Below are 7,836 nucleotides of genomic sequence, written 5' to 3' on the forward strand. Positions count from 1 at the left end.
CGTAAAAGGCGCCTTTGATTGGGTGATGCTTTTGGCATCACTCCCTAAGATTCAGCCCGGAACAACCCGGCAGAAAATGGTGGGTCGTGTGGGATTCGAACCTACGACCAATTGGTTAAAAGCCAACTGCTCTACCAACTGAGCTAACGACCCAAAAATGGTCGGGGTAAGGGGATTCGAACTCCTGACATCCTGCTCCCAAAGCAGGCGCGCTACCGGACTGCGCTATACCCCGATACTGCTACATCTGAAATTAAGTGGCTCCACGACCTGGACTCGAACCAGGGACCCAATGATTAACAGTCATTTGCTCTACCAACTGAGCTATCGCGGAACTATCGATTTCGGACGCAACTTTACATCTACAACGCTGAATTTACTACTTATTTCAGCCTTTTCGATCCTTTCGCATCGCTGCGTTAGCATCTCTGAGGCGCGCTATTCTACAATTTTAAAAAAGACTGTCAACCCTTAAAACTGCATTTAAGACAATGATTTGCGTTTTTTTCCCCTCAGCCCTGAGAACGCTCAAAATCACGGTTTGTCGCGATAAAAAGCTATGCAGCTGGCTTTCAATAAAAGAAGGCCCTCGCGGGGAGGGCCTTCTCTTATATAGCGCTATGGAGCAACAGCAGCGAATCGAATCAGCCGAAAACGATCTCATCGTTGACCACTGTACCGGTCACGGTCGCGCCAGGCACGAAGTGCCCCGACAGAATCAGCTGCGCCAACGGGTTTTCGATCCAGCGCTGTATCGCACGCTTGAGAGGCCGTGCGCCGTAAACCGGGTCGTACCCGACCGCGATCAACTTATCCAACGCTTCGTCGCTCAGCTCCAGCTTCAACTCTCGCTCTGTCAAACGTCCACGCAGACGGTTCAGCTGAATGTTGGCAATCCCGGCAATCTGATCCCGGGCCAGCGGTTCGAACACCACCACTTCATCGATGCGATTAACGAACTCCGGACGGAAGTGCGAACTGACGGCATCCATCACGGCAGCGTGTTGCGCCTCACGGTCGCCCACCAGGTCCTGAATCTGCGCAGAGCCCAAGTTCGAGGTCATCACGATCACGGTATTACGGAAATCCACCGTCCGGCCATGGCTGTCGGTCAAGCGACCGTCTTCAAGCACCTGAAGCAGTACGTTGAACACGTCAGGGTGGGCCTTCTCGACCTCGTCCAGCAGAATCACCGAATAAGGCTTACGCCGCACAGCCTCGGTCAGGTAGCCACCCTCCTCATAACCCACATAGCCAGGAGGCGCGCCGATCAAGCGGGCAACGGAGTGTTTTTCCATGAACTCGGACATGTCGATGCGAACCATGGCCTCTTCGGTGTCGAACAAGAACTCCGCCAGCGCCTTGCACAGCTCGGTCTTACCGACACCCGTTGGGCCCAGGAACATGAACGAGCCGCTAGGACGATCTGGATCAGAGAGCCCGGCACGAGAACGACGCACCGCGTTGGAGACCGCGATCACCGCCTCGTTTTGCCCAATGACACGCTGGTGCAACAGGCTTTCCATCTTCAACAGCTTGTCGCGCTCACCTTCGAGCATTTTCGATACTGGGATGCCGGTCCATTTCGACACGACCTCGGCGATCTCTTCTTCGGTAACCTTGCTGCGCAGTAACTGATTTTCGCTTTTGCCGTGCTGATCGACCATCTGCAGGCTGCGCTCCAGATCGGGGATGATCCCGTACTGCAATTCAGCCATGCGATTTAGATCACCCTTGCGTCGGGCGGCTTCCAGCTCCTGACGAGACTGTTCGATTTTCTGCTGGATCTGCGCAGAGCCCTGGACTTCGGCTTTCTCCGAGGTCCAGATCTCTTCAAGATCAGCGTATTCACGTTCCAGACGGTGAATTTCTTCCTGAAGTTTTTCCAGACGCTTGATCGCCGCTTCGTCGTCTTCTTTGCGCAGGGCCTGAGATTCGACCTTGAGCTGAATCAAACGCCGCTCCAGACGGTCGAGCACTTCCGGCTTCGAATCGATTTCCATGCGAATGCGGCTGGCCGCTTCATCGATCAGGTCGATGGCCTTGTCTGGCAACTGACGGTCGGTGATATAGCGGTGGCTCAATTTGGCCGCCGCAATGATCGCACCGTCAGTAATCGCAACTTTATGGTGAACTTCGTAGCGCTCTTTCAAGCCACGCAGGATGGCGATGGTGTCTTCTTCGCTAGGCTCTTCTACTAACACTTTCTGGAAGCGCCGTTCGAGGGCCGCATCCTTCTCTATGTATTGGCGGTACTCGTTAAGCGTGGTCGCGCCGACGCAGTGCAGCTCGCCGCGAGCCAGAGCGGGCTTGAGCATGTTGCCCGCATCCATCGCGCCTTCGCCTTTGCCAGCGCCGACCATGGTGTGCAGTTCGTCGATAAATAGAATGATCTGACCTTCTTGCTTCGACAGCTCATTGAGCAGCGCTTTCAGGCGTTCTTCGAACTCGCCACGAAACTTGGCACCCGCAATCAGCGCGCCCATGTCCAACGACAACACCCGTTTGCCTTTAAGACCATCGGGCACTTCACCGTTGATGATGCGCTGGGCCAACCCTTCGACGATGGCGGTTTTACCCACGCCAGGCTCGCCGATCAGCACTGGGTTGTTTTTGGTCCGGCGCTGCAGCACCTGAATGGTCCGACGAATCTCGTCGTCACGCCCGATCACTGGATCAAGCTTGCCCTCTTCAGCGCGCTTGGTGAGGTCGACCGTGTACTTATCCAGCGCCTGGCGCGATTCTTCGACATTCGAGTCATTCACCGCTTCGCCGCCACGCAAGTTGCTGATGGCGTTCTCAAGGGCTTTTTTGCTCACGCCCTGGCCAAGCAACAACTTGCCGAGCTTGCTGTTTTCATCCATCGCGGCCAGCAATACCAGTTCACTGGAGATGAACTGATCACCCTTTTGCTGCGCCAGACGATCGGCCTGATTGAGCAGACGCGCCAATTCCTGCGACATATTGACGTCGCCGGTGGGGTTCTGGATTTTTGGCAGTTGATCGAGCTCTTTGCTCAGCTCTTTGCGGAAGCTGTTGACGTCAAAGCCAACCTGCATCAGCAACGGCTTGATCGTACCGCCCTGCTGTTCAAGCAACGACTGCATTAAATGTGCAGGCTCAATGGCTGGGTGGTCGAGGCCAACCGCCAATGACTGGGCATCAGATAACGCCAACTGCAACTTGCTGGTTAATCGATCTATACGCATTAGTCACCTTCCTTAAAGCAGGCCGGAGCGATGGAGACACCTATAAAGAAAACCTGCCAGAGAGCCTATAAGATGCGGTCGATTCTGCAGGATTCAAGCGCCGTCTGATTGACGCAGGTCAGCTATTGTGAGGGTGAGCGTAGTCGCTTGGACGAGTCGCAGGAACCAGGCCCTACGCCATACCGAAAATCTGTGGGACCAAATTCATTCGGGAAGCAGACGGCGCGGTGTATCAGCCAGACCGAGGCGTGGCCTTCGCGAACACGTTCGCCCCCACCGAATCTCCATCCGTCTTAGGACCGGGGTCTACTTCAAGATTGGGAAATCCACACCAGCGAGGCAAACCGGCCGGTACGGGCGTTGCGGCGGTAGGAATAGAAGCGCGGGTCGTTGACCGTGCAGAAACCACCGCCATACACCGCCGTCACTCCAATCGCCGCCAAGCGCAAACGCGCCAAAGCGTAGATGTCAGCCATGAAACGACCGTCGTTGACGCTGGGCACGAACGCTTCGATGGTTTCGGGATGCGTACTTATGAAGGCCTCACGAACTTCCGGCCCGACTTCAAACGCCTTTGGTCCGATAGCCGGGCCCAACCATACGAGAATTTCGCTGGCGGGCACCTTCAACCGATCAACCGTCGCTTCCAGAATGCCAGCCGCCAGCCCACGCCAACCGCCATGCGCAGCCGCTACACGGGTTCCAGCGCGGTCGCAAAACAGCACCGGCAAACAGTCGGCAGTCATGATGGTGCAGGCAATATTCGGGGTGTCGGTCCAACTGGCGTCGGCGGCGACCACGTTAAGTGGATCCGCGTGAGCGACGTCGATACCGTGCACTTGGCTCAGCCAAGCGGGTTGTGTACCTAAATGAGAGGTCAAGCGGAGACGGTTGGCCGCGACCGCTTGAGGATCATCGTCGACATGATCGCCGAGATTGAAGCTGTCGAACGACGCCAGACTGACGCCGCCCGCACGGGTTGTGACGCAGGATTTGATAGTCGCTGGCACAGGCCAGTCAGGTATCAACCAATCCGCCACGAACTCATTCACCCGATGAACGCCTCACGATCCTGCTTTAACAGCGACAATAACCAGACAAAATCGTCTGGAAGTGGCGATTCCCACTTCATGCGCTTACCGGTGGTCGGATGATCCAGCTCCAGGAAACGCGCGTGAAGCGCCTGACGCGGAAAATGTTTCAACGATTCGACCATGGTCACGCTGGCAGCCGGCGGAATACGGAAGCGACCGCCGTAGGCCGGATCTCCGACCAACGGGAAGTTTACGTGCGCCATATGGACACGAATCTGGTGAGTACGGCCGGTTTCCAGCTTGACCCGCACATGGGTGTGGGAACGGAAACGCTCAAGAACACGGTAATGACTTACCGCCTGCTTGCCGCCTTCCATTACCGCCATACGCTGGCGCTGCTGACCGTGACGACCAATCGGCGCGTCGATCTTGCCGCCAGCGGTAACAACACCGATGACAATGCATTCGTAGATGCGACTGACCGTGCGGCTTTGCAACTGAGTGACCAGTTGGGTCTGCGCTTGAATAGTTTTGGCAACCACCATCAAACCGGTGGTGTCCTTGTCCAGACGGTGCACGATACCGGCTCGTGGCACATTGATGATGTCTGGAAAGTGGTGCAACAGAGCATTAAGCAGCGTGCCATCGGCATGACCGGCAGCTGGGTGAACCACCAAACCTGAAGGTTTGTTGATCACCATGATTTGATCGTCCTCGTAGACGATATCGAGCTCAATATCCTGCGCCACCCATTCACCTTGGGCTTCCTGCTCTGCGATCAGGTGCAGAACAGCGCCGCCATGAACGATGTCACGCGGGCGTATAACGTCCCCGTCCACAGTCAGGCGGCCGTCTTTTATCCAGGCGGAAAGGCGCGAGCGCGAGTGCTCAGCGAATAATTGTGCGGCGACTTGATCGAGGCGTTGACCGCCCATTTCGGACGGTACCTCTGCGCTAAGTTCTATATTCTCGGACATGGCCAGACTAAGAGGCGGCGTAGCCTTTGGTTTCGGCTGCGCGCTTGTGGTTAAATACGGCGTCTTTTGCCCCGGGGGTTCCGCGGGGCGCCCATCATAACAGGACGGCCCCGCCCAAGACAGCGGCCGTCATAGGGACGCTAGCCGCCATGCAAGTGAAACACCTGCTGCTGATCGCCATCCTCGCACTCACCGCTGCCTGTTCATCGAAAGAAGTAATCGACGAAAATTTGAGCGAAGTCGAGCTGTACCAGCAGGCGCAGGCCGACCTGGACAATAGTAGTTACTCAAGCGCTACCAACAAGCTTAAGGCGTTGGAATCGCGGTATCCGTTCGGCCGTTATGCCGATCAGGCACAGCTTGAGCTGATTTACGCCAACTATAAAAACGGTGAGCCGGAGGCTGCGAAGTCTGCCGCCGAACGTTTTATTCGTTTGCACCCGCAACACCCCAACGTCGACTACGCCTATTACCTGAAAGGTCTGACTTCATTTGACCAGGACGTTGGCCTGCTGGCTCGCTTCCTGCCATTGGACATGACCAAGCGTGACCCTGGCGCCGCTCGCGACTCTTACAACGAGTTTGCGCAGCTAACCGCTCGCTACCCTAATAGCCGTTATGCGCCGGACGCCAAGCAGCGCATGATTTATTTGCGCAACCTGCTGGCGGCCTACGAGATTCACGTAGCGGATTATTACCTGACCCGTCAGGCCTACGTCGCAGCCGCCAACCGCGGTCGTTATGTGGTGGAAAACTTCCAGGAAACGCCAGCAGTTGGCGATGGCCTGGCCGTGATGGTCGAGTCTTATCAGCGTATGCACCTGGACGCACTGGCTGCCACCAGCCTGGAAGTCCTGAAGCTGAACTACCCCAACCACCCCAGCCTGGTTGATGGCCAGTTCGTGCCACAGGTCACCGACGCGGACAACCGCTCGTGGCTGTCCAAGGCGACTCTGGGCTTGATCGAGAGCCGTCCGCCGCTGCCGCCGGGTGAAACCCGCGCCAACCAAGACGTAATCAAGCAATACCAGGACGCTAAAGAAGCGATTCCAAAAGAGCTGTTGCCGCCCGATAACGGCGATGAAGTTCAGGAAGATCAGCATCAAGCGGAAGGTAACAATAGCGACCGCTCGTGGTTCAGCTACATGACCTTCGGTGTGTTCGACTGATTCAGCCGTAGTGATTGCGCTGTATTGAAAAGAGGCCTGCGGGCCTCTTTTTTTATTCGCGATTTCTGTGCTGTGCGCCCGTCAGGTCCTTGGCTACACTGCCAATCTTTATTCAGAAAGCTGGTAGTCATGGTTCGCTTACTCTTGTGGGTCATTTTAATTGCGGTAGCGGTGTACTTCTTCAAACGCATGGGCAAACGCCCTGCGCCACGCAAAAACTCACCCCCGCCCGAAGGCGTCGCGGCACCCATGGTCCGCTGCGAACACTGCGGCGTGTATTTGCCGCGTGACCGGGCGTTGAGCCAGCAACAACAATGGTATTGCAGCCAGGCGCACCTTGAACAAGGCCCTGCCGCTCGTGAGCGCTAAGGCCCTCTCTCTGAGCGGCGACCAGACGCAACGCGTCCTTCGGCTCTATCACCTTTATCGCTTGGCCATTGGCATCACTCTGGTGCTGCTGATTTCCAGCAACCTTGACGGCGATCTGCTGGAACTGGCCAATGCGGACCTGTTCAGAACCGGTTGCTGGGTGTACCTGATCGTCAACATTATGCTCGGGGTGCTGCTGAACAGGCCGGAGCACGCGGCGCAGATCTTCAGCCTGGCGATGGCCGATGTAGTGATGCTGTCAGCACTGTTCTACGCGGGCGGCGGTGCCCCAAGTGGTATCGGCAACCTGCTTGTTGCATCGGTAGCCATTAGCAATGTGCTGCTGCGCGGGCGTATCGGCCTGTTGATAGCGGCCGTCGCGACCATCGGGATCATCTACCTGACCTTCTATCTCAGTTTCAGTCGACCCTCTGCCGCTAACTACTATGTTCAAGCAGGCACCCTCGGCGTGCTCAGCTTTGCGGCCGCGCTGACGGTACAAACGCTGACCCGGCGCCTGGACCGCAGTGAAACCCTGGCCAACGAACGCGCGGCGGATGTCGATAACCTGGAAGAGCTCAATGCCTTGATCCTGCAACGCATGCGTACAGGTATTTTGGTGATCAATGCCCGACGCCAAGTGTTGCTGGCCAACCAAGGAGCCCTGACTCTTCTGGGCCATGAGCAACTGATCGGCCAAACCATTGACGATTACTCGCCGCAATTGGTCGATCGTTTACGCCAATGGCTGATTAACCCCATGTTGCGCCCCCACAACGTTGAGACATCCGTCGCTGGGCCTGTGTTACGGCCGAGCTTCATCGCCCTTAATCGCGGCGATCAGCGCCAAACACTGGTTTTTCTCGAAGATTTGTCAGAAATCTCCCAGCAGGCCCAGCAACTCAAGCTGGCTGCACTAGGTCGGTTGACTGCCGGTATCGCCCACGAAATTCGCAACCCGTTGGCGGGGATTGCTGGCGTCATTGAAATCATTGGCCGCGACTTGCCCACGATCAGCCCGGCGCGGGCGGTCGTCAAAGACGTTCGGCAGGAAATCGCCCGCATCAATCACATCGTC

Annotated in this window: 6 protein-coding genes and 3 tRNA genes; 3 read left to right on the plus strand and 6 right to left on the minus strand. The window is 56.6% G+C overall.

Features of this window, described 5'->3' with window-relative positions; genetic code table 11:
* Window positions 1-77: 77 nt before the first annotated feature.
* The 6 genes from M0974_RS06185 to rluD all read right to left on the minus strand — a co-directional run bounded on the left by M0974_RS06185 (window position 78) and on the right by rluD (window position 5,220).
* Window positions 78-153 (minus strand) — tRNA-Lys (locus tag M0974_RS06185).
* 5 nt (window positions 154-158) lie between these two features.
* Window positions 159-235: transfer RNA gene (locus tag M0974_RS06190), tRNA-Pro, on the minus strand.
* 23 nt (window positions 236-258) lie between these two features.
* Window positions 259-334 (minus strand) — tRNA-Asn (locus tag M0974_RS06195).
* Window positions 335-644: 310 nt separating this feature from the next.
* The gene (gene clpB, locus M0974_RS06200; RefSeq protein ID WP_297834089.1) at window positions 645-3,209 is read right to left on the minus strand and encodes an ATP-dependent chaperone ClpB; all 2,565 of its coding nucleotides are present in this window, start codon (window positions 3,207-3,209) and stop codon (window positions 645-647) included.
* Window positions 3,210-3,520: 311 nt separating this feature from the next.
* Window positions 3,521-4,249: a peptidoglycan editing factor PgeF gene (gene pgeF, locus M0974_RS06205; protein ID WP_297834103.1), complete on the minus strand. Its 729-nt coding sequence runs from the start codon at window positions 4,247-4,249 to the stop codon at window positions 3,521-3,523.
* An 8-nt stretch (window positions 4,250-4,257) separates the two neighbouring features.
* Window positions 4,258-5,220: a 23S rRNA pseudouridine(1911/1915/1917) synthase RluD gene (gene rluD / locus M0974_RS06210; protein WP_297834093.1), complete on the minus strand. Its 963-nt coding sequence runs from the start codon at window positions 5,218-5,220 to the stop codon at window positions 4,258-4,260.
* A 149-nt stretch (window positions 5,221-5,369) separates the two neighbouring features.
* Between rluD and M0974_RS06215 the strand changes: the two genes are divergently transcribed.
* The 3 genes from M0974_RS06215 to M0974_RS06225 form a co-directional block, all read left to right on the plus strand.
* Complete coding sequence (locus M0974_RS06215) at window positions 5,370-6,389, plus strand: outer membrane protein assembly factor BamD (protein WP_297834096.1); 1,020 nt, start codon at window positions 5,370-5,372, stop codon at window positions 6,387-6,389.
* Window positions 6,390-6,518: 129 nt separating this feature from the next.
* Window positions 6,519-6,758 (plus strand): PP0621 family protein, encoded by a 240-nt coding sequence (locus tag M0974_RS06220; RefSeq protein ID WP_297834098.1) that lies wholly within the window; start codon window positions 6,519-6,521, stop codon window positions 6,756-6,758.
* Window positions 6,748-7,836, plus strand: a 1,089-nt coding sequence (locus tag M0974_RS06225; RefSeq protein WP_297834100.1) for a histidine kinase dimerization/phospho-acceptor domain-containing protein, incomplete at its 3' end; no start/stop codon positions are given. The genes M0974_RS06220 and M0974_RS06225, both read left to right, overlap by 11 nt.

It is taken from the genome of Pseudomonas sp., from assembly GCF_026224925.1.
GTDB lineage: Bacteria > Pseudomonadota > Gammaproteobacteria > Pseudomonadales > Pseudomonadaceae > Aquipseudomonas.